Below are 2,345 nucleotides of genomic sequence, written 5' to 3' on the forward strand. Positions count from 1 at the left end.
CCGCCCGCCCCGGTCGCCTCGTCGGCTGCGGGAGCCCGCGGTCACTGCGCTCACACCTGGCCACGGGCGAGCCCTTGGACGACGTGTGTGTCCGGGCCTGGAACAAGCGGCTGCCGTGACAACACCTCCCTGCCCGCATCACCCGATCCACGAGGAAAGACGATGGACACCACAATCTCTCCGTCCCGGCAACGCGACTGGCTGACCGCGTCGGTGCACAACCTCCGCGACACCTGCCGGGAGTACGCCACGGCTGTCGCGCACATCGAGACGGGCCGCTGGAGCGTCGACCCGGAGCGCGTTCTCCCGCGCGAGGGAGTGATCGCGGCGCCCGGTCGCGCCGAGACCACCACTCCCGACGCACTCAACAGCAGTCCGCACAACACCGCCCTGGCGCGCATCGACGCCGCTCTGGCTGCCGCACGCGAGGAACTGGAGGAACTGCACGAGGCCGCCGCACTGGCCTACGCCTACGGCACCACCCGAGCCGTGCGCCAACTCCTGGACGGCCGGCGTCCCGTCGCCGTGGAGGTTCCGCGGGACCTCAACGGGCGATACCTCCGGGGTGAATTGCCGACCGTGACAGCGGACGAGTTGCCCCGGTGGTCTGGCTGGCAGGCGTTCGTGGACACCCGGGAAGACCTGCTCCAACGCGAGGCCGCCCGGTCGGTCTGCGACGGACTGATCAGGTCCGACTACCTGCTCGATCACGAGGCGAGCGAGCTGCACGACGCCTATCAGGCCGCGCAGGGCCTCGCTGCCGCCGCATACGCGCATGGCCGCCAGGCAGAGAACACCCTCGCCTTCGTCCTGAACGTCATCGTCCCCCAGCAGAACCGACAGGGGGCCAACCGGTGAGCGTCCTTCGGTACCTGCTGTGGTTCGGCACCGCCGGCTGCGCGGCGTTGGTGTGGGCCGGTATCGCCGGTAGTCACCTCCAGACCACGGAGGCCCGGGCCGTCGCGCTGCTGCTCCTGCTGTGGGCGGCTGTCGTGACCGGCATCGCAGACAGCCGCCTGGTCCGCGAGACCCCCGTGGAGGACCGGTGATGATCGACCCCTCCGCGTTCCGGGAACTGACCGCCGTGACCGCTGCCACCACGCGAGAGTTCGTTCATCTCGTGCAGCTCGCCGCCGAGCTGGGCGGCCCCGAGGCATTCCCCATCGACCCGGACACGGTGTTCGGCGATGCCCTGCACCGCCCGGCCCGCGCCCACCGGACGTACCTGGAGCTCGCTGCGGCGTTCGACGTTCCCGAGCGGCTCGCCAATCTCCTCCTCTTCCACATGCAGTTGTGGACCTTCGCCGGGGGCCCGACCCACCCGGTGGGGCGGTGGGTCGATCTCCCGGCCGCGGCCGCCGCCGTACGGCTCCTGCCACTGCTCGCCGTCATGCACCGCGCAGGCATGGGCGACGGCTCCCCGCGCACCGCATACCGCAGGTGGACCGCCGCGTCCGAGCTGCGCCAGTCCTGGGGGCTGGACGTCGACCTGGTGCTGCCCCTTCTCCGCATCCGCCCCCTGACCCCTTGAGCCGGCGGCGGCTGGCTGACGCCGCCACCAACCCACTTGGAGAACCCCATGGATCGCTGCGACGACTGCGGCAACGAGCTGTGCCGGAGTTGCGGCACCCACGTCTGCCTGGACCAGTGCGACTGCGGCCGCTCCCACACCTGCGTCTGCGAGTGCCGTGCCTGGGACGAGTACCTGACCAACGCCAGCTGATGGAGATCCCTGTGACGAACCGTGGGCCCCGGTGGTCTGCGCTTGTATCCCGGCACCCGAACTTCGGCTCCGGGGTGGCGCGCGATGCCTGATCCGCAGCTGCTCGAACGCCGCCGAGAGGTGCTGCGTCTGGTGGAGGAAGACGGGCTCGACCCCTCGGAGGTAGCCACTCGGCTGAGGCTGAGCCGGCACCAGGTACGGCGCGACCTCATCGCTGCGCGCGAGGTGCGCGCGCAGGAGAAGGGTGAGGGGTCGGCTGCGCGCGCGGCGGAGGTTGGTGCGCGCGAGGTGCGCGCGCAGCAGGAGGGTGAGGGGTCGGCTGCGCGCGCGGCAGGGCCCTCCGGAGAGACGTGCGCGCGCGCCGTGCTCGGGCCGCTGATCACGGTGGCCGCCGACCTCACTCTCATCGAGGACCTGGAGGTCCTGCAACGAGCGGCGCACACCGCCGGACAGCGATGGACTCCGGGCACCGGCGCGCGCGAGGCCATTCATCTGCTGGCGTGCGCTCACCGCCAGGGATGGGCGCACGGGGTGGTGCCCGAGGGGCACCCCGTCCAGGTCCGCGGGCTCGAACTCGTCGCACACCAGCCACCGACGAACACGCCTCCCCGCGCAATCCCGC

The 2,345-nt window shown here is 71.6% G+C and carries 5 protein-coding genes; all 5 read left to right on the top strand.

What is annotated here, in order from left to right; all coding sequences use genetic code 11:
- The first annotated feature begins 162 nt into the window (after positions 1–162).
- Positions 163–858: a hypothetical protein gene (locus tag FOE67_RS22990; RefSeq protein WP_182666755.1), complete on the top strand. Its 696-nt coding sequence runs from the start codon at positions 163–165 to the stop codon at positions 856–858.
- Positions 855–1,049: a hypothetical protein gene (locus FOE67_RS22995; protein WP_182666756.1), complete on the top strand. Its 195-nt coding sequence runs from the start codon at positions 855–857 to the stop codon at positions 1,047–1,049. The genes FOE67_RS22990 and FOE67_RS22995 overlap by 4 nt, the downstream gene beginning before the upstream one ends.
- Positions 1,049–1,531, top strand: coding sequence for a hypothetical protein (locus FOE67_RS23000; RefSeq protein WP_182666757.1), 483 nt, complete (start codon positions 1,049–1,051; stop codon positions 1,529–1,531). Before FOE67_RS22995 ends, FOE67_RS23000 begins: the two co-directional genes overlap by 1 nt.
- Positions 1,532–1,579: 48 nt before the next feature.
- Entirely contained in the window at positions 1,580–1,723 is a 144-nt protein-coding gene (locus tag FOE67_RS23005; RefSeq protein ID WP_182666758.1) for a hypothetical protein, read from the top strand.
- Positions 1,724–1,807: 84 nt separating this feature from the next.
- Positions 1,808–2,345: helix-turn-helix domain-containing protein (locus FOE67_RS23010; RefSeq protein ID WP_182666759.1), on the top strand; the 538-nt coding region annotated here is incomplete at its 3' end.

Origin of the sequence: Streptomyces calidiresistens (genome assembly GCF_014141525.1) — a bacterium.
Lineage (GTDB): Bacteria > Actinomycetota > Actinomycetes > Streptomycetales > Streptomycetaceae > Streptomyces > Streptomyces calidiresistens.